Genomic DNA, 18,106 nt, shown 5'->3' with positions numbered 1-18,106 from the left:
GTCGTCGCGGACCGAACGGTCTTGACATACCGGCGACGGGTTCAGCAGATCAAATATTTCTGCCGGCGCGGGTCAAGATCCGCCGATCGGCTCCGACCGTACCGCGACGATCCACCCTGAGGAGGTTGCCCCATGAGCACGACGACGACCAAGACGGCACCAGCCGTGGACCGCGCCGGGCGGCGGGCCTGGCTCGGCCTGGCACTGCTGGCCCTGCCCACGCTGTTGGTCGGCCTGGACATGAATGTTCTGTTCCTGGCACTGCCGAGGCTGACGGCGGACCTGGGGCCGAGCGGCACCGAGCAGTTGTGGATCACCGACAGCTACGGGTTCATGACGGCCGGGTTCGTGATCACGATGGGCACCCTGGGCGACCGGATCGGCCGGCGAAGGCTGCTGCTGATCGGCGCGGCCGGGTTCTGCGCCGCGTCCGTGCTGGCCGCGTTCTCGACGGGCGCGACGATGCTGATCGCGGCGCGGCTGCTGCTCGGCCTGGCCGCTGCCGCCCTGATGCCGTCCACGCTGGCGCTGATCACCAGCATGTTCGCCGACGGCCGGCAGCGCGGGCGGGCCATCTCGATCTGGGCCACCTGCAACTTCACCAGCGCGGCTGTCGGGCCGGTGCTCGGCGGGTTCCTGCTGCAGCACTTCTGGTGGGGTTCGGTGTTCCTGGTGGCCGCGCCGGTGATGCTGCTGGTGCTGGTGGCCGGGCCGGTGTTGCTGCCGGAGTACCGCAACCCGGACCGGGGCAGGCTGGATCTGGTCAGCGTGGCGCTGTCGATGGCGGCCGTGTTGCCGATCGTCTACGGGATCAAGCGACTGGCCGTGCCCGAGGGCGGCGGCCCGGCGCTGCCGGCGGTCGCGATCGTGGTCGGCGCCGGCGTCGGCGCGCTGTTCGTACGGCGGCAACTGCGCCTGGCCACGCCGCTGCTGGACCTGCGACTGTTCCGGAACCCGACCTTCACCGCGGTGCTGTGCGCGCTGGTGCTGGCCGGCCTCGTGATGGCCGGCACCGCACTGCTGGGCACCCAGTTCCTGCAGAGCGTGCTCGGCCTGTCGCCGAGCACCGCGGCGCTGTGGTTCGCGCCGATGGGGCTGGCCATGGGGCTGGGCACGATGCTGGCACCGGCGCTGGGCCGGAGGCTGGCGACGTCCGCCGCAATCGCGGTCGGGCTGGCCGGCTCGGTGCTGGGCTGTCTGCTGATCACCCAGGTCGGCGCCGGCGGCGGGCCACTGCCGTTGGCGGTCGGGGTGGCTGTGCTGGCGCTGGGAACCGGTCCGCTGTTCGCGCTCGGCATCGGCGTGGTCGTGGGCGCGGTGCCGGCGGAGCGGGCGGGCTCGGCCGCGTCGATGTCGGAGACCAGTAACTTCTTCGGCGCGTCGCTGGGCATGGCGCTGCTCGGCGCGGCGGGCGCCGGCCTCTACCACCAGCGGATGGCAGGCCCGGTGGCGGGCGCAACGTCGGCCGGGCTGCCCACGGAAGCGGCACGCCCGGCCCGGGAGACGCTGGCGGGCGCGGTCGGCGCGGCGCACCAGCTTCCCGACCGGGCCGCGGCCGACCTGCTGCGCGCGGCGCACGACGCGTTCACCGCCGGGCTGCAGGTGGCCGGCGTCGTCGGCGCGGTCATCTTCGCGGGCCTTGCGGTGTGGTTCCTGCGGGTGCACCGCCGATCCCAGCGGGGCTGACCGGCGCCCGGCGCATCCGCACCGGCCCGGAGCGGGTCATCGCTGCGGCCGAGGAAGCGTTCCGTCTGCGGGTCCTCGCCCAGAGCCGTGCCCGACACCCAGATGACGACCGTCGGAGGTGTGCTCTCACCAGGACATCGCGTTCGAGGAAGGCCTGTCCGCGGCCCGTCCCTGGACGGCCCCGTGCACGGGCACTTCCTGCCGCCGAGCCCAGGCCGAGTCGGACGCGGCCGACGGGATCGACTGGGACATCGCCGTCGATCCGAGAGCGGCTGGCTACCGGCCGGCCTCGGGGCAAGCCGGACAGCGTCAGTACGGACAAGGGCTACAGCAACCGCCGGCCCCGGGGCCAGAAGGTGTCTCAGGGGTGGCTGGTCGGGAGCGAGCCGTCGCCCATCAGTGCATCATGAGTGCCCCGCCGTCGTGATCCTTTTGGCGCGTCATGCTTTGTCGAGCAGCACTGACAGTTCCCGCTTCGTAGCGCCCTGCGCCTGGAGGTAAGCGGGTACGGAACCGTGGTGACTGCGGATCCACAGGAGCGCGCGGTGGAGGTGCTCGGCCGCGACCGGCCGGGGGTTGTGCCCTCGCGGAGCCGACGGCTGCACGGCTGACAGGCCCAGCTCGGTGTTGGAGCGCACGAAGTCCGTGGTCACCTCCGCCTCGGACGCCCCGAACAGGGTCTGCACGACGGCGACTACGACACCGGTCCGGTCCTTTCCCGACGCGCAGTGGACCAGCACCGGCCCACACTCCTCGGCGGCCAGTCGCCGCAGCACCGCCAGTACGGCACGTCCCGCGTGCTCGGCCATCAAGGGGTACAGCTCCATCTGCTCATCCGGCCACCGCTGCTCGGCGAACACCGGAACGTGCAGATACCTGATCCCCGTACCGTGCAAGGCGTCCGGCCGGTCGGTGACCTCGGGCCGGCTGCGCAGGTCGACGACCGCACGCACCCCCAGCCCTTCCAGCTCCCGCGCACCGCCCGCCGACATGGCGTGCAGCGCCCCGGACCGGTAGAGCACACCACGCGGCAATGCCCCCACTTCGCCGGCGTCCCGGAAGTTCCGCACCCCGTCGATGCTGGTCAGCGCCGTTTTCCCCACCCCATGGATCGTCATCGGCTCACTGTACGTCCACGCGTTCGGGGAAGTGTTCCGAGGTGTTGCACACGCCGTCGGAACAGCTTTCCAACCTGTGAACGCGCGCTGGGGCCAGCCGCTGAAACACCCGTACACGCTTCAGGCGGGTGCCGCTGCGGCAGGCAGGCGGTCTGTCGGACTGTCCCCCGGGCGGAGTCGGTGCACGATCGACGCCCTCGCGAACCACTTGAACACCCTGAAACACCCTCAAGACCGATAGCGGCGGAGCGGGGGCATGCCGGAACGTCTTCACCGATCCGAGGTTCGCGTACTCCGGGCCTGTCGATGAGCACAACACAGTCGACGTCGAGACAGTGTTGCGGCGGGTCCGAGCTCTCACCCGCCCGGTCGTGGCAGACGTGATGGCCATCAAGGGCAGGGGGTATCGGCCGGCCAAGGAGGATGAGTCGGACTGTCCAAACGCCGTGGGCACCGTCGCCCCAGTCACCGGTAGACCCGCTCCTGCCCGCGGAGCCGCTCCGTCGCCGTCGTGGACCAGCATGGCGGCCGCGAGCTCGTATCGGCGCCGGAACCTTCGACGCCTCTTTCCGCTGCCACCGGATCCGCCGGTCGATCGACAACTCCTACCGCTACAACGAGATCATCGGCATCCTCACCGACTACGCCCACGGGGAAACCTGCAACGAGGCACTGCTGGCCATCGCCGCAGGAGGACTCCGGGCACTCACCGGATACGCAACCGCGTGCGCCCGCGTCGTCGATGACGTACTGGCGTGCGACTGCGGAGAAGACGGGCACGAGGAGGTGGCGGAGACGGCCATGGGCGCGCTCGCCTGGTACCTGGTGACCCCCCGCTACGGCGTCCGCGCCCAGCTGCACGCGCTGTCCACCACCGGGGGCGACCTTCAGCGGGCGTTCCCCCTGAGCACGGCAAAGGGGCCCTGTGCCACTGGTCGTGATCTGTGATCCGGAGCTGACCCGTCAGGCCCTGGTGGACGACTGCCTCTTCGACAAGGGCGGCCCGGTGTTCGACCGCTTCCGTGACGTCCTGGGTGACGGCCTCAGCAGCTGTCCGCACCGTGCTCACCGTCGGCTGCGCCGACTGTCCCAGCCTGCGTTCCATCCTGACCGTCTTCCCGGCTACGCACGGACCATGACCGCCTGCATCGAGGAGGTGACCGGTTCCTGGCTGGCGGGACAGACCCTGGCCGTGCCCACCGAGATGATGGCGATCACCTCCCAGGTCACGGCCGCCACCCTGTTCTCCAACTCCCTGCCCGCAGCCGAGCTCGGACAGCTCATCGGCGACGTCAAGACCATCGCGGGCGGGCTCTTCCGGCGCATGCTCCTGGCCCCGCCGCTGGACCGGCTCCCCACTCCGGACAGCCGTGCCTATCTGCGCACACACTCGCCTACGTCACACCTGCGACCTGCTCATCGCCGAGCGGCGCGCCGATGGCACCGACCACGGCGACCTCCTCTCGGCCCTGGTCGCAGCCCGCGACCTCGAAGACGGCGGCCGCGGCATGACGGACGCGGAAATCAGCGACACGATCCTCACCGTCTTCCTGGCCGGGACGGAGACGACGGCCAGTACCCTGGCCTGGGCACTGGACCTGCTGGCCCGCCACCCCGAGATCGAGCAACGACTGCACACCGAGGTCGACACCGTCCTGCGCGGAAACCCGGCCTCCCACGCCGATCTGCCCCGCCTGGAGCTGACCGAACGCATCATCACCGAAACCCTCCGCCTGTACCCCTCGGCCTGGTTCCTCACCCGCACAGTCACCCATGACACCCACCTCGGCGGGCACCCACTCCCCGCCGGCACCAGCGTCGCCTACAGCCCCTACCTCATCCACCACCGCCCCGATCTCCACACCGATCCCGAAACCTTCGACCCCGACCGCTGGGACCCCCAGCGCCCCCAAGCTCCCCGCAACGCCTTCATCCCCTTCGCCACCGGCGCCCGCAAGTGCATCGGCAACACCTTCGCGATGACCGAGGCCACTCTCGCCCTCGCCACCATCACCGCCCGCTGGAGCCTGAAACACCTGCCCGGCCAGCCACCGGTCCGCCCCGTCCTGGGGGCGTCATTCGGACCGGGCAGACTTCGGATGCACGCAACACCCCGGCCACGAGGCTTTCGCAGCAAGTAGGCCGATGATCTCGTCGCGCCGGCGCCGCACGCTAGTGGCGGAGATGTTGTTGCCGCCGGCCATGTCGGCCAGTCGCCGGTCGTGCCGCAGCACCGCGAGGACGATCAGCGCGATCTTCCCTGGCGGCAGCGCCCGCCGGCGCGAGCGTGTCGCCTTCAGGTGGCGGCGCAGCAGGTCGGCGACGTGGTCCAGCCCGAGCGCCTCGCCGACCTGTCGGGTCATCACCGGCCCCGCGGCCTGCTGCACGACGGCGAGGATGCGCTGGTACTCCGGCGGCAGCGCTCCCTTGTCCACCCCCGGCGAGGTGCGGGACCAACAGCACCCCGCGCCCGCCCACCTGCGCAGACACCGGCTCGGTCGACGCCTGTTCCGCGGCGACCTGCTCGCTCATCCGGGCCGGCACCTTCTCGGCGACTGCGAGCTCGTCCCGCTCGGCGCGCACCTCCTCCAGTTGCTTGGCCAACCGCTCTTCGAGTCCGTCCAGCTCCGCACGACGCGTGGCGATCCGCTCCAGCACCTCGGGGCCCGTCATGGGCCTGATCCCTGACCTGCCTTCAAGATGGCGGCAGCTCAGTGTTGAGCCTGTCGGCAGGCATTCGTTGAGCGAGCCTTGATCGACAGGACACTGCCATAGTCCCGTGCGGGAGTTTCGACGCCGGAGAGGTGTGCGGGGCGGTCTTCAGTCTTGATCGGGGTTCGGCTCGATTCGGCTCGATTCGGCTCGGCTCGCCCGAAGCCGGGCGCGGTCCCGGCGTGATGGGTGCTGGTCGGGGCGGGGCGGCCGAAGTGTCCGGAAGCCCTGCCCGTCCCCGGCCTGTGCTGACACACCCGACAATTCCGCCGGTTCCAGGGTTTCCGGGCCGCGCCGAAGGCCTGCGGAAACTTGAGCGTCGCAGTTGGCCACCGAGTGCGGGCGTCGGCCAGTTGAGCAACAAGTTGTCCAGATATACGACCCTGACCTCACATCAAACACCAATATAGGAATCATGTGCCATATTGCGGATACTCCTCCCGATGAAAGGCATGTCATGAAATTCTCGGTCATCGGCGGTACCGGGCTGATCGGGTCGCAGGTCGTCAAGAATCTGAACGCCGCAGGGCACGAGGCAGTACCGCACTCGCAGTCCACCGGTGTCGATGTCCTCACCGGCCAGGGACTGGACGCAGCGGTTGCGGGAGCCGACGCGGTCGTCAACCTGACGAATTCCCCGACCTTCGACGAAGCCTCCCCGGCCTTCTTCCAGACCTCGATGGACAACCTTCTGGCCGCGGCCCAAAAGGGCGGCGTCGGCCACTTCGTCATCCTCTCGATCGTCGGCGCGGACCAGGTGCCGGAGCTGGACTACTACCGGGCCAAGGTGCTCCAGGAGAAGCTCCTCGCGGCCGGGCCGGTCCCCTACTCGATCGTCCGGGCGACGCAGTTCATGGAGTTCATGGACGCCGTCCTGTCCTGGACCGCCGACAACGGCACCGTCAGGTTGCCCGCCACACCGATCCAGCCGATCGCCTCCAAGGACGTGGCCGACGCGGTGGCGGAGGTCGCCGCGGGCGCCCCGCTGAATGGCATTCGCAACATCGCCGGCCCCGAGATCTTCTCCCTGGACGAGCTGGGCCGGATCACCCTGTCCCACAAGGGCGACGGCCGTACCATCGTCACCGACCCGACCGCCGGCATGTTCGCCGTCGTCAAGGGTGACGTCCTCACCGACAAGGACGCTCACCTCGCCCCTACCCGCTACGCCGACTGGCTCTCCTGAACCGCTCGCGCTCTCGACCTTCCAGTTCGGCCAGACGCGCACGATCCGGGTAGCCGACAGTGCTCCACGTTCCGCGCACCACAACGGTCGCGGTCCGGCTACCCGGCGACAACGGGGCGGTCCGCGCCAGGAAGGCGGTACGGCGCGGCGCGATCCCGCCGGGGACAGTCAGCGCCCCGCATACAGCCCGCACACCCTCGGCGAGAAGGTCTCCCGCCGGGAGCAGCACTGTCCGTCGCGCCGTCGGGGCCGCAACGCGCAGGTCCGGCCCGCTAGTTGGCGGGCCGGACATCAGAAGGACCGCCTCTGCCACGGAATGCGCTCCTCCTCGTGGAAGCCGATGATCCGGCCTCCCTTCTTTTCCTGCTCCGTCACAGGGACCATGGCGATGCCACGACTGGCAGCGGCATCGCCTTGCCGCCCTCGTGGGTCCTATGCGAGATACTGCCGGACCAGATCGACCAGGCCGTCGATGAGCGGTCCGGGGTCGACGGATGGGTCGAGCGAACGCTGGAGCAGGTAGCCGTCGATCGCCGCTGTGAGGACGACCGCGACGACGAGCGGTCGTGTGACTCCCCGGGCGGCAAACCAGTCGCACAACCATTGCCGGAACTCGGCCAGCGAGGCGGCGATTTCGGCACGCAGTTGGTCGTCGCGACTCGCTGCGACGAGGGACTCGTACAGCAGCAGCAGTTCCGGGTCACGCGGATCGTTGGCCGACAGCGCGCGGAGCATGGTTTCGACAGCCGCGGCCGGATCCGGCTCTGCCAGGGCTTCGCCGACCCGGTCGAGGAAGAACGTCCGGATCTTCCGCACTGCGGCGATGCGCCGGAGTTCGCCGATGCTTCCCACGTGGTAATGGATCACACCGGTGTTCACGCCCGCGCGTTCCGCAACCCGTCGGCTACTCACATCGCCCCAGCCCAACTCGGGGATGAGTGAGGCAGCAGCCTCGATGATCTTTTCGCGTGTGTCCGTCCGGCGTGAGGGGTTCGTGGAGTCGCTGTTCACAGTCGCATTCCCTGGATCGAAATCACCACGTTCACACCGGCCGAGGCCAGTGCGACCGCTTCGAGGACGAGCAATTGCACGGGCAGAGGGTCGGGCACGACGGGGAAGACCGCACCGAGATCGGCCGCAAAGACCGCGATGTAGCCGAGGCTCAGCACCAGTGCCGCCACGAATGCCCAGTGATGGTTCGCCATGGCGAAACCGGCCACCACGAAGCTGGCAATCCCGAGAGAGGTCAGATACACGTTGAAGCTGTTGAACTGCCACCGGGGAAGCTGGGAGAAGTCCCTCGTGTCGATCAGCTTCCCCGGGACCATCGGAATCAGTAGGAGCGCTTCCCAGACCAGAAGCGCCGCCGTCACCGTTGCCAACAGGGGTTGATTCATTACGCCCTCCAATACCGGGCCGGCATCGGCCATCTGTTTGGACGATAGTCCTGGACGGTCGTCCAAATCAACTTGAGGAAGGAAGAGTCACTCGTGGGGCGAGGTGTGACGGCAAGGCCGGTTCGCAGGCGCGAAAACGTGCTCGACTTCGGATCCCATGCATGGACCAAGATCCAAAACGTCCATATCGTCGGTGGATGCGAATCGTGGGCGGGTGAGTGCCCGGCCACGGCCGGCCTGCCCGGCGCCCTGCCCGGCGCCCTGCCGGCAGGAGCGGCACATGGGTGCGGCCTGCGGTGCATGGTCAGCGTCGGCACCGAATCGAGCGACACCGAACGCACCGCACTCGCCGGCCTGCTCGAAGTCGCAGGAATCGACGAGTGCCCCTTCGAGACGGCGCCGGGCACGGCCGCAGCGCGGTGGTGTTGCCGCGTTCAGCCGGCGAAGCCCGCTGGTGTTGCCGCGTTCGGCCAGCGAAGCCCGCTACGCGACCGGGACCCGGGTGGGACTGCTACGACACCCCGCCCGGCACCGGCTGCGTCCCGGCCTCGCCCCGGACGGCGCCACCAGAAGACGGCTCTGCTCCGGTACGCCGCCGGGCCGATCGGCCGCATGGCGTCGCGGGTCCCGCCTTCCAACTGCGGGGACATCAGAAGGCACCAGTCAGTCAGGGGAAAGTCCTCACCTGACGATCCCACGCTCGGCAACTACTGGGGCCAACGCCGCAAGACGCGCACACCCCCACCGATGGACAGAATCAGCCTTACTCCGGCAGCCCGTCAGAAGGGACTCTGTCCGCTCTGTGGTCAGGCGCTCATCGTAGGCGCGGAATACGAGCCAGATAGTCCACGCGAGTGGATCGACTGGTTCGACGCGATGAAGAAGCGGTTGCACAAACACCACTTCACCTACCGGCGAGACGGCGGATCTGCGATCCTGCTGGTTAATTCCGTGCCGTCCGGTGTGATGGCTCGTTGGCCAGGGTGGCGATCGTTTTGCCGTTCCGGTCGCGGGTGGGGTGCTGGATGTCGATGCAGTCGCGGCCTTGGCCGCAGGTGCCGGAGCTGACCGGGCAGGTGGCTCGCGCGGTCGCAGCCCGTGGGCCGTATCCGCTGGCGATGCGGGTCCGCGATGAGCTGGGCGAGCTGTTCCCGGACACCGAGTTTGCCGAGGCGTTCGCAGAACGGGGGCGGCCGGGCTGGTCGCCGGGCCAGCTCGCTCTGGTGACGGTGCTGCAGTTCGCAGAGAATCTCACGACCGCGCGGCGGCGCATCGCTTCCGCTACGGCATGGACTTCAAGTACGCGCTGGGCCTGGAGCTGGACGATCCCGGGTTCGACGCCTCGGTCCTGTCGGAGTTCCGCGCCCGTCTGGTGGAGCACAGCCTGGAGGAGAAGGCACTCGACCTCTTGCTGACCGCGCTGAGGGACCGAGGCCTGTTGAAGGCCGGTGGCAAGCAGCGCACCGACTCCACCCGGGTCTTGGCCGCAGTCCGGGACCTGAACCGGCTGGAGCTCGCCGGGGAGACGCTGCGGGCCGCACTGGAGACCCTGGCCTGCGCCGCCCCGGACTGGCTGGCCGATGCACTGCCGGTTCGGGAGTGGGCCGAACGGTACGGGCCGCGAACCGACTCGTGGCACCCGCCCGCCTCGAAGACCAAGCGCGCGGAGATGGCCCTGGTCTACGGCCGGGACGGATTCGCACTCCTGGAGGCGGTCCACTCCCCGGCCGCGCCGGTGTGGCTGCGCGATCTGCCGGCGTTACGGGTTCTGCGCACGGTGTGAATGCAGAACTACCACCGCACCGTCACCGCAGCAGGGACGGAGGTGAAGCGGCGGGAGAGCGAGGATCTCCCGCCCGGCAGGCTCCGCCTCGCCTCTCCCTACGACACCGACGCACGCTACGGCCTCAAGCAAGGCTCCTGGTGGACCGGGTACAAGGTCCACATCAGCGAGACCTGCGACGATCCGGTGCCTGAGCGGGCCGACGGCGAACCCGCGCCCCGGATCATCACCAACATCGCCACCACCGACGCCACGGTCACCGACGCGGAGATGACCGAACCGATCCACCAGATGCTGGCCGCCCGTGACCTGCTGCCGGCCGAGCACTTCCTCGACTCCGGCTACCCGTCGGCCGAACTCATCGTCGCAGTGAAACGCAACTTCGGCGTCGTCCTGGTCACCCCGGTGCTGCTGAACAGCTCGCCCCAGGCCCGCGCCGGTATCGGATTCGATCGGACGGCCTTCACCATCGACTGGGACAAGCGCCAGGCCGTCTGTCCGCGTGGGAGCACCAGCACCTGGTGGAGCCCTGCCAGCCAGCGCGGGACGCCGGCAATCGTCGTCAAGTTCGACAAGCAGACCTGCCAAGCATGCCCCGTCCGCGACCAGTGCACCCGCTCCAAGACCGGAGGCCGCTCGCTCTCCCTCCAGCCCCGCGAACAGCAAGAAGCCCTCGACCAGGCCCGCGCCGAACAGACCAGCGAGCAGTGGCGCACCAAGTACGGCACCCGCGCCGGCATCGAGGGCACCATCCACCAGGCCGTGGCGGTCACCGGCATGCGACGCGCCCGCTACCGCGGCCTGCCCAAGACACACCTCGAACACGCCTTCTCCGCAGTCGCGCTGAACCTGGTTCGTCTCGACGCCTGGTGGAACGGCCACCCACTCGACCGCACCCGGACCGGCCACCTCGCCCGCCTCGACCTCTCCCTCGTTGCATAACCCGAAGTAGGAGCAGCTCTTTCGAAGGGATTGGTTAATCCGGGAGGTTGCAGGTCGGACTGCGGCGGGCCCGGCCCCCGACCCGCCCTCGCGGCAAGGTCTACACCGGTGCCCCGACTCCGTGCAGCAGAGTGTGCACCACACGTGCGGCCAGCTGGTCGACGGCGCCGATATCGACGACCTCTCGCCCTTCTTCGGATGCCTCGTGGATCAGGGCGTAGTAGACCCGGCGGGCCCACTCCAGGTCGGTGTCCGCAGACACGAGGCCGGCCTCCTGCGCGCGGCGGAAGAGCTGATCGCACTGGGCCAAGACGTCGGCGTGCACTCGCGCCGCCTCGGGGTCGGACGGAGCGGTCCGGCTCATCGCAAAACTCCAGCCGATCTTCACCTGAAGGACGTTGGCGGTCACCTGGTGCAGGGCAACCAGCGGCGGGGAGGTGAGCGGGCGGGCGGCCTCCACGGCCTGGTGGAACCGCTCGGTCGCCCAGGTCGCCAGCGCCTCGACCAATGCCTCGCGGGTAGCGAAGCGCCGGTGCACGGTGGTGCGGGCCACCCCGGCCGCCGCTGCGATCTGCTCCATGGTCGCCGCCGGGTCGGCGGCCAGCACGCGTTCGGCCGCCTCCAGGATCGTCCGCACCGTCCGCTCCGTATCGGCGCGCAGCGCGCGCCCCTTCGTCTCCATGGACCAGACAGTACATCGGGGACGCCGTTCCCGGCTTACTTGCATCATTTGTGTTGCATCTACTAGCTTCACGGCGTCGCTGAAGTCGCGACTGGTTTCATAGCCACGACAGGAGTGCATCCATGGATCTGCAGCTGACGAACACCACCGCCGTGGTCACCGGCGCGAGCCGCGGCATCGGACTGGCCACCGTCCAAGCGCTCACCGCAGAGGGCGTTCGCGTGGTAGCCGCCGCCCGCACCATCACTCCGGAACTGAAGGAGACCGGCGCCCTGGCCATACCGGTGGACTTGCTGACCCCCGACGCCCCCGCCCAGCTGATCGACCGCGCCACCACCGAACTCGGCGACCTCGACCTGCTCGTCAACAACGTCGGCGGCGGCGACGGCGGAGAGGGCCAAACCGGCGGCTTCCTCTCCTTCACCGACCAGCAGTGGCAGCAGTCCCTCGACCTGAACTTCCTGGCCGCCGTGCGGACCAGCCGGGCGGCGCTGCCCAGCCTGCTGCGCCGCCGCGGGGCGCTAATCAACATCTCCTCCAACGGCGCCCGGATGCCGCATGCCGGGCCCGTCACCTACACCACCGCGAAGGCCGCGCTGACCGCCTTCGGCAAGGCGCTGGCGGAGGAGTTCGGACCGCAGGGCGTACGCATCAACACCATCTCGCCGGGCCCGGTGCGCACCGCGATGTGGGAGAGCCCGGATGGCTACGGCGCGGAGCTGGCCCGCTCCATGGGGGTCACCCAGGAGCAGTTGCTGGCTCAGATCCCGGCCGCGATGGGCATGACCACCGGCCGCCTGCTGGAACCGTCCGAGGTCGCTACAGCCGTCGCCTACCTCGCCTCACCGCTGGCGGCCAGCATGTCCGGCACGGACCTGCTAATCGACGGTGGATCCGTCAAGACCGCCTGACACGACGTCCAGGACGCAGCCCGGCCCACGGCTTCCCAGCTCAAGCAGGTCTCTTCAGGAGGGCTACACCCACCTGAATTGGCCAGCAGGATCGATGGCAGCAACAAACAGCAGATTCTGTGAGGCCTTTGGGCTTGCTTGAGCCGTGGGTGCTTGGAAACAGGCGTGCCCGGTTCCGAGGGGGCCGGGTCATGGCAACATGACCCGGTTACCCGACCAGTGCCCAGCCGTGGCCACCAGATACGGCAAGCGCGGCTACGTCCTTCTCGTCACCGCGACCACCGCAGCCCTGGTCATCCGGCTCCGAACGTGATCACTACGCGACCCAGCAGTAGACGCCTTGGCTCTGCCTTCTGGCACTCCTGGCAAGGGCAGCCAGTTCACTCACGATCTCGTCGGCGATCTCAGCCTCGACCATCTCGCCGTCCTCCGAACGCTGCTGGACCCACGATGCGGCGACATCACGCAACCGGGACCGCTCGGCCCCGGCGAGGGCGGTGAGCAGACGTGGCGAGATCGCGAACACGACACACCCGTCATCATCCTGACCAGCAACGATACGTGGCTCACCGGCTTGGACAAGTTCCTCGAAGCTGCCGCCGACAAGGAGGCATTCCCACGCGTCGACGGCCTCCTCAGGATCGAAGTTGCCGAACGAGCGGGACTCGAGTGCACGTCCCGGCCCGATTTGAAGCGCCAGGGCCGCTGACCTGTCATCCGGCGCTACGAAGAACTTGACCACGACACTCACCGGGGCATGATGTCTGACTGCCCCGGCCGACCTCCACCACGATCACCCGGACAAGTCCTACGGGTGGTAGATCTCCTGCATGGCAGTGATCTGGCGCTGACCGTTGAGACGGTAGTAGAAGTGCGGGGTATTGGTGAGCTTGTGGTTCACCAGCCACTTCGGGGCGACCGACTTCACGGTTGTGGTGTTGATATCAGTGAAGACCTTGACCGAGGCACCTGGGGCGAAGACATACGACCGGGCCGCTCCCGTTGGGGTGTAGACGACGTCTTCGTCGTTCTCCGTGTTCACGCTGCACGTCTCCGGGGTGACGCGAACGACGATGCTGCCGTGGACGTTCTTGGCGGACTCCAACTCGAAGAAGTGCTTGTAACCCGCGGGCAGGTAGCACGGCTGCCAGGCCGTAGCCCCCGTGGTCCTGGCCTGCGCGTCGGCAGCGGTGTGCGTACCCGGACCGCGGGTGGCTGAACCGGCCGTGGTGGACACGGCCGTGGTGCTTGCCGCCGGGTTCGGACTGGCGCCGGAAGGCCCGCCCGCGGCGGCGAGGAGCGCGGCGGCGGAGGTGAGGACGACGGCGGCGGAGACGTAACGGTGGTTCATGAGCATCCTCTGCGACGAAGATTGGCTGACACCTAGGGAGATACCGGACCATAGGTAAGGGTTTCACCGACCGCCGACCGTGACCGCACAGTGACAACCGTCACACCGCGGAGACAATCGGCCGGGCCTTCGCCGGTCCGTCAGCGGCCGGCCTGCCCTGCCGGCCAGGCCGCCGCTCGGGTCCGCACCCCGAGTCAGATGCTGAGGCGACAGGAGCACCAGCAGTGGCCGGTGCTCCTGATATCGGTCCGCGGGCTTGGAAACGGCCGAGCCGGTAGGCGACGGAGCTGGTACCGGACAGACCGACCCGCCTCGCCGATCTGCCGGAAAGAAAGGCTTCTCGTCGGCCTTGCCGATCCGGTCCGGGATCATACGCAGGATCGCTTCCTGCCGGGCGGACAGGACGTCCGGCAGGGTTACGCCACTCTCGTCCCGCGCTGCTCCTGGCAGTGAGCGAGCCTCCGCAGCTCGACCCGGGCAGCAGTCGTGCCGGGCGGGGTGGACCAGAACGGATGCCACAGCAGGTAGGCGGACAGGTCCAGGAGGCGGCGGCGCAGGGCGGTGGTGTGGCGGGGGCAGGGTGCTGCGAGCTGCCGATAGGTGGCGAGCCAGTCGCGCTGGGCCCGGACCAGGTCGTCGGGGAAGGGAAAGGTCATACTCAAATTAGATCACTTGTTCGATTTTATGTGCGACTCGATCCGGGGTCCTGGCAGACCGGCTCGGCTCAACCTTGGCCTACGAACCCACCCTCGACCGGCTTGTGATGACGCGGCCCGTCCTCTGACCCTCGCACGTGGACCCATAGGGAGTGCCGTTCTGGTGACGGTCCTAGCCATGCAGGTGGCCGTCCTCGCCGGCACCATCGCCGGGCCGCACGGCGACCCCGGAGGCGACTGTCACCGGCCTGTTCCGCGACCAGGTCGACCGTGTGCGCCGACAACAGAACGCGCGGAAGAGTACCTCCGAGTAACCGACCGGCCCCAAGCGGCAGCCGCCCAGGCCGCCTTCACCCGGCAACACAGGTACCGCGCCTCTTCTCGGCGAGCACGGGCACAGGCACCGGCACCGGCACCGATGGGAGCCGCCCATCACCGGCCTGCTCTGAACTTGTTCATCAACTTCTGGCGCTTCTGAAGTGGCGCGGGCAGGGTGGGCGCACGGCAGACAGTTCCGGCTCTGTTCCTGCGGGCGTAGGCGACCGTCAGGCGATGGAGCACATCCTCGGTCGTCCCTTGAGCCGGACATGGCCGACGGGTGCGTTGACACCGGGTAGCCGGGGCACGGTCGTTCGTGACCCGGACTGGGACGGTCCTTGGCAGGTCGAGTTTCCCGGAACGATCGATGCCATGGGCGGACCCGAACTCAACCAGCATGCCCAAGGGCACAGTGGTGAGTTGATGTACTGGGTCACCTACTTCAGAGGTAATCGTCTCGGCCTGCCTGCGTCGGGCAGGATTGGCGATCTCTCCGCGTCGGAGGACGCGGACCAGGACGGAGAGGTCAGCCATGTCCATAACCGCATCTACGAACACACGCACTGTGGTCGAGGAGTTGCTGCGCAGAATCGGCGAGGGCAACCCCGAGCGCATCGCCGAACTGTATGCCGAGCAGGGCGATTGGAAGCTCAACTGGCCGGAGACCGAGCACGGCCGTACTGCCACGCCGTGGATCCGTCACCGGTCCACCCGGGCCGACGCGGCCACCCACTATCGCGAGCTTGCCGAGCACCACTTGCCGGAGCACGTGGCGACTGAGGTCGAGCGCATCCTCATAGACGGAAACGACGCGGTCGTGCTCGGCGAGATCCGCCAGACCGCCCGGTCCACCGGACGTGCGTATCGCGCGCGGTTCGCTCTGCATCTCACCATCGAAGACGGCCTGGTCACCCGGCACCATGTCTACGAGGACAGCCTCGCCGTCGCCCAGGCATTCGACGAGGAGCATCGGTGAAGGGCCACCAGGTCACTTGCGAAGATGCTGCCCACAGCCACTCATTGATAGCCGCTACGAGGACGGTGGAGTGGCCTCGTAGCGGACGGCGAGTTTCTCGTAGCGGGTGGGTAACGCCCGGTGCCTCTTGAGGTGACTGATGCCGCACTCCGCACAGGCCGCACCGTAGGGCAATCGGCCGGGTGGGAGTGCACGGCATCGTCGGCGCGCGGACCGGTACGGGGAGCGTGGGTCTTCGCCAACTTGAAGTCCCGGGTCAAAGGGCTGGCGTGACGGTCTTCCGGGTGCTCCCGCTGGTCGTGGGCGGCAGTCTGCGAGGTAGATCGTCTTTCGGAGTGGTCGGCTACGGACCCGGCTTGGCAGGGTCGTGGGTGATCAGGTCTCCCGGCTGGCACCGCAGGACCTCGCAGATCCTCGACAGGGTCGAGAAGCGGATGGCCTTGGCCCGGCCGTTCTTCAGTACGGACAGGTTGACGACGGTGATACCCACCTGCGCGGACAGCTCGGTAAGTGTCATGCCGCGCTCGGCGAGAAGGTGGTCGAGGTGGATCCGGATCGCGTGAGGTTCCTCTTCGGTCATCAGATGGTCCCTTCGAGGTCCTCTCGCATGCGCACGCCCTCGCGCATGATCCTCCCCATGATCACTGCGGCGAGGCCGGCAAGGACGAGCACCAGCGGCCCGGAGACCGTCGGCTCAGAACCCACGATCGGCGCCATGCTCCCGACGAGCCAGGACTGCGACCAGCCGACGACGAGGCCCGCCAGCGGCGTGCCCACGGTGACGAACCAGCCGAGAACGGAGAGCCGTTGTGCCACCGCCTCGGTGAACGGCCCCTGCAGCAGGACGGCCTTGAGCACCCGGGAGAAGAGCAGCAGCGCGAGCGCACCGAACAGCAGCCAGGGCAGTTCGCCACCGAGATCGGCGGCGCGCTGCCCCCCGGAGGGACTGTCCTGGCAGAGGCGCGTGGCACTGCTGGACACCTTCACGTCCGTGCCCACCGACAGTGGGTCTGCCAGTGAGGCGTTGTGCCAGAAGTCCGTCTGCACGCAGACCGCCCCGTCGTCGAGCAAGTGCGTGACCCCCATGCCGATGAAAGCGAGCCCGCAGAGCGCCGCCAGCGCAAAGGTCACCGAGGCCAGGGCCCTCGTGAGTCGCGTGTTCATTACATCCCTCCCCATCGATTTTCGATATGCTCAAGATAGAGGAGCATATCGATATTCGACAAGTGCATGGCCGTTGCGGATGAGCCGACAGCTCGCCGATGAGCCAACAGTTCGCCGACGAACGCGCGTCGGCCATGCCTACACTCGGGCAGGTGGGCGGACGAGCGGTGACGCCGATCCCGCACCGCACGTCAGAACTACTCCGGCAAACACCATCGTCACGGCCTGCACAGTGCACACCATCGTCGGTGCGCATCGCGGTGCGGTGGCCGGACATGACGGGCGCACTCCCGGTGCAGGCCCGTGACCGGTGCCGGTCTCCCCGATCAGGCAGGGTGGCTGGCTCTTCCTGATCCATTCTCAGCCGGCGAGAGTGTGGATGGTGGCGGCGTCGATGTCGGGTTGACGTCGGAATCGAAGCGAGCGGCAGCGGACCCGGTCGTCGCACTCGGCCATCAGCGGTTCGGCGAGGAAGCCGCGGCAGGTCATCCGGTCCTTGACCGCTCTGTCACAGGAGATCCCTCATACCGCGGGGTGGGGACGTCACGCGTAGTTGCGCAGTTCGGGCCACATCTCGCCCCAGGGGCGGCGGGGACCGGTGCAGATGTAGACGTGGCCGCCCCATTCGATGTTGTGCACGCCGTTGGGGTTGAAAAAAATGGCGGCTACGCGGACGTGCCGGAAGTAGTGACGCAGGTGGGCGGCATACCCGGGGGCGTAGTCGGGGCCGGGGGCAACGGCCACGACGGTCGTTGCGTTCGGGTTGCCGGGGCCCCACCGCCAGTCGGTGTTCTGGGCACCCGTGGCGGTGGGCAGCCCGGTGCTGCGGCCCAGTTCGTAGATGGCGCCGGCCTCGCTGCAGTCCGCCGCGAGGATCACCGCGTTCGCGCGCTGTCCGGGCGGGAGCCCGGTCCACACCTGCCGTACGGTGCCGACCAGTTGGGGCCGGCCCAGGGTCTCCCCCGATATCGGGCTGGTGCCGTACGTCCAGGCCACGACGGAGGGCGGCAGCACCGGCAGCACGATCACGGTGGACAGCGCGGCCGAGACGGTGGTTCCGGTCATCAGGCCGCGCAGCCGGTCCGGGCGGGCGTGCAACCACCCGTCGAGTCCCACCGCACCGGCCGCCCGCAGGCGCACGTACAGCCCGCCCAGGTAGTACACCTGCGCTCCGGTCGTCACGGCGAACAGTACGAACAGCCACGTCCGCCGCGCCCGGCACCC

General features: G+C 68.6%; 21 protein-coding genes. 9 read left to right on the top strand and 12 right to left on the bottom strand.

The annotated features are described in order from the left end of the window. Nucleotides 1–132: 132 nt before the first annotated feature. On the top strand, nucleotides 133–1,686 hold the full coding sequence (locus ACFV8T_RS01640; RefSeq protein ID WP_385323303.1) for an MFS transporter: 1,554 nt from the start codon (nucleotides 133–135) through the stop codon (nucleotides 1,684–1,686). Nucleotides 1,687–2,126: 440 nt separating this feature from the next. Here the strand turns inward: ACFV8T_RS01640 and ACFV8T_RS01635 are convergent, their stop codons facing one another. Further along, nucleotides 2,127–2,804: a tyrosine-protein phosphatase gene (locus tag ACFV8T_RS01635; RefSeq protein WP_385323301.1), complete on the bottom strand. Its 678-nt coding sequence runs from the start codon at nucleotides 2,802–2,804 to the stop codon at nucleotides 2,127–2,129. A gap of 423 nt (nucleotides 2,805–3,227) precedes the next feature. On the opposite strand from ACFV8T_RS01635, the gene ACFV8T_RS01630 reads away from it, so the two are divergent. Next, nucleotides 3,228–3,752 (top strand): hypothetical protein, encoded by a 525-nt coding sequence (locus tag ACFV8T_RS01630; RefSeq protein ID WP_385323299.1) that lies wholly within the window; start codon nucleotides 3,228–3,230, stop codon nucleotides 3,750–3,752. Nucleotides 3,753–4,174: 422 nt separating this feature from the next. Next, nucleotides 4,175–4,945: a cytochrome P450 gene (locus ACFV8T_RS01625; RefSeq protein WP_385323297.1), complete on the top strand. Its 771-nt coding sequence runs from the start codon at nucleotides 4,175–4,177 to the stop codon at nucleotides 4,943–4,945. Here the strand turns inward: ACFV8T_RS01625 and ACFV8T_RS01620 are convergent. Further along, a complete protein-coding gene (locus ACFV8T_RS01620) occupies nucleotides 4,880–5,239 on the bottom strand; it encodes a hypothetical protein (protein WP_385323296.1) in 360 nt (119 codons plus the stop codon). The two genes, ACFV8T_RS01625 and ACFV8T_RS01620, sit on opposite strands and share 66 nt — an antisense overlap. Before the next feature lie 10 nt (nucleotides 5,240–5,249). Between ACFV8T_RS01620 and ACFV8T_RS01615 the strand changes: the two genes are divergently transcribed. Together ACFV8T_RS01615 and ACFV8T_RS01610 are read left to right on the top strand one after the other, a co-directional pair. After that, complete coding sequence (locus tag ACFV8T_RS01615) at nucleotides 5,250–5,492, top strand: hypothetical protein (RefSeq protein WP_385323294.1); 243 nt, start codon at nucleotides 5,250–5,252, stop codon at nucleotides 5,490–5,492. Between the two features lie 481 nt (nucleotides 5,493–5,973). Beyond that, nucleotides 5,974–6,702: an SDR family oxidoreductase gene (locus ACFV8T_RS01610; protein ID WP_385323293.1), complete on the top strand. Its 729-nt coding sequence runs from the start codon at nucleotides 5,974–5,976 to the stop codon at nucleotides 6,700–6,702. 432 nt (nucleotides 6,703–7,134) lie between these two features. Here ACFV8T_RS01610 and ACFV8T_RS01605 read toward each other — a convergent pair whose 3' ends face one another. Further along, a complete protein-coding gene (locus ACFV8T_RS01605; protein ID WP_385323291.1) occupies nucleotides 7,135–7,713 on the bottom strand; it encodes a TetR/AcrR family transcriptional regulator in 579 nt (192 codons plus the stop codon). Continuing rightward, entirely contained in the window at nucleotides 7,710–8,132 is a 423-nt protein-coding gene (locus ACFV8T_RS01600) for a hypothetical protein (RefSeq protein WP_385323289.1), read from the bottom strand. The genes ACFV8T_RS01605 and ACFV8T_RS01600 overlap by 4 nt, the downstream gene beginning before the upstream one ends. A gap of 1,255 nt (nucleotides 8,133–9,387) precedes the next feature. On the opposite strand from ACFV8T_RS01600, the gene ACFV8T_RS01595 reads away from it, so the two are divergent. Beyond that, nucleotides 9,388–9,882, top strand: a complete 495-nt coding sequence (locus ACFV8T_RS01595) for a transposase (protein WP_385323287.1) — start codon at nucleotides 9,388–9,390, stop codon at nucleotides 9,880–9,882. Further along, complete coding sequence (locus ACFV8T_RS01590; RefSeq protein WP_385323285.1) at nucleotides 9,883–10,824, top strand: transposase; 942 nt, start codon at nucleotides 9,883–9,885, stop codon at nucleotides 10,822–10,824. Nucleotides 10,825–10,924: 100 nt separating this feature from the next. Here the strand turns inward: ACFV8T_RS01590 and ACFV8T_RS01585 are convergent, their stop codons facing one another. Next, a complete protein-coding gene (locus ACFV8T_RS01585) occupies nucleotides 10,925–11,506 on the bottom strand; it encodes a TetR/AcrR family transcriptional regulator (protein WP_385323284.1) in 582 nt (193 codons plus the stop codon). 122 nt (nucleotides 11,507–11,628) lie between these two features. Here ACFV8T_RS01585 and ACFV8T_RS01580 point away from each other — a divergent pair, with 122 nt between their 5' ends. Next, a complete protein-coding gene (locus tag ACFV8T_RS01580; protein WP_385323282.1) occupies nucleotides 11,629–12,417 on the top strand; it encodes an SDR family oxidoreductase in 789 nt (262 codons plus the stop codon). A 316-nt stretch (nucleotides 12,418–12,733) separates the two neighbouring features. Here ACFV8T_RS01580 and ACFV8T_RS01575 read toward each other — a convergent pair whose 3' ends face one another. The 3 genes from ACFV8T_RS01575 to ACFV8T_RS01565 form a co-directional block, all read right to left on the bottom strand. Then, a complete protein-coding gene (locus ACFV8T_RS01575) occupies nucleotides 12,734–13,168 on the bottom strand; it encodes a hypothetical protein (RefSeq protein WP_385323280.1) in 435 nt (144 codons plus the stop codon). Nucleotides 13,169–13,225: 57 nt separating this feature from the next. Further along, entirely contained in the window at nucleotides 13,226–13,768 is a 543-nt protein-coding gene (locus ACFV8T_RS01570; RefSeq protein ID WP_385323278.1) for a hypothetical protein, read from the bottom strand. A 416-nt stretch (nucleotides 13,769–14,184) separates the two neighbouring features. Beyond that, nucleotides 14,185–14,424, bottom strand: a complete 240-nt coding sequence (locus ACFV8T_RS01565) for a hypothetical protein (protein WP_385323276.1) — start codon at nucleotides 14,422–14,424, stop codon at nucleotides 14,185–14,187. An 850-nt stretch (nucleotides 14,425–15,274) separates the two neighbouring features. On the opposite strand from ACFV8T_RS01565, the gene ACFV8T_RS01560 reads away from it, so the two are divergent. Next, the gene (locus tag ACFV8T_RS01560; protein ID WP_385323274.1) at nucleotides 15,275–15,718 is read left to right on the top strand and encodes a nuclear transport factor 2 family protein; all 444 of its coding nucleotides are present in this window, start codon (nucleotides 15,275–15,277) and stop codon (nucleotides 15,716–15,718) included. Nucleotides 15,719–16,061: 343 nt separating this feature from the next. Here the strand turns inward: ACFV8T_RS01560 and ACFV8T_RS01555 are convergent, their stop codons facing one another. The 4 genes from ACFV8T_RS01555 to ACFV8T_RS01540 all read right to left on the bottom strand — a co-directional run bounded on the left by ACFV8T_RS01555 (nucleotide 16,062) and on the right by ACFV8T_RS01540 (nucleotide 18,064). Next, complete coding sequence (locus ACFV8T_RS01555; protein WP_385323272.1) at nucleotides 16,062–16,298, bottom strand: helix-turn-helix domain-containing protein; 237 nt, start codon at nucleotides 16,296–16,298, stop codon at nucleotides 16,062–16,064. After that, nucleotides 16,298–16,882 (bottom strand): DUF2975 domain-containing protein, encoded by a 585-nt coding sequence (locus ACFV8T_RS01550; RefSeq protein ID WP_385323270.1) that lies wholly within the window; start codon nucleotides 16,880–16,882, stop codon nucleotides 16,298–16,300. The genes ACFV8T_RS01555 and ACFV8T_RS01550 overlap by 1 nt, the downstream gene beginning before the upstream one ends. Nucleotides 16,883–17,242: 360 nt before the next feature. Continuing rightward, complete coding sequence (locus ACFV8T_RS01545) at nucleotides 17,243–17,371, bottom strand: hypothetical protein (protein ID WP_385323269.1); 129 nt, start codon at nucleotides 17,369–17,371, stop codon at nucleotides 17,243–17,245. 54 nt (nucleotides 17,372–17,425) lie between these two features. Then, nucleotides 17,426–18,064 carry a hypothetical protein gene (locus ACFV8T_RS01540; protein WP_385323267.1) on the bottom strand — a complete coding sequence of 213 codons (639 nt, stop codon included), beginning with the start codon at nucleotides 18,062–18,064 and terminating at the stop codon, nucleotides 17,426–17,428. Between the last annotated feature and the right edge of the window lie 42 nt (nucleotides 18,065–18,106).

It is taken from the genome of Streptomyces sp. NPDC059832 (assembly GCF_042731715.1).
GTDB lineage: Bacteria > Actinomycetota > Actinomycetes > Streptomycetales > Streptomycetaceae > Streptomyces.
The sequence above is the reverse complement of the archived record's forward strand: the minus strand, read 5'-3'. Positions and strand labels throughout refer to the sequence as shown.